The organism is Paraburkholderia sp. SIMBA_053 (assembly GCF_046534895.1).
Lineage (GTDB): Bacteria > Pseudomonadota > Gammaproteobacteria > Burkholderiales > Burkholderiaceae > Paraburkholderia > Paraburkholderia caledonica.
In genome coordinates this window covers 1-229 of the sequence record NZ_JAWRXU010001931.1, presented here as the reverse complement: position 1 = coordinate 229, position 229 = coordinate 1, and the positions used below count along the sequence as shown (strand labels likewise).

General features: G+C 64.2%; 1 protein-coding gene. It reads right to left on the bottom strand.

The genetic code is table 11. The features are described 5' to 3' along the window. Positions 1–229, bottom strand: a 229-nt coding sequence (locus SB753_RS42280) for a hypothetical protein (protein ID WP_410805855.1), incomplete at both ends; no start/stop codon positions are given.

The window sequence follows — 229 nt, the reverse complement described above, 5'->3', positions numbered from 1 at the left end:
CGAGAGTGGTCGCCGCCCGAGTAGTCGTACCGCTCCCGTTCCAAGGATCGAGAACCCTCAATCTGCACCCGCCCGACGCTGCGGCGATGATGCCTTGCGCGAACTGCTCGGTGTAGCCAGCGTAGTAGGGATACCACCCCTCGAGGCCCTTGCGCGTTGGAGACCTTTTTGCAGTCAGCTTCGGAGCCACTGCTGCAATCGCAGCGGCCAGAGGGCGGGCGTCGTTCAC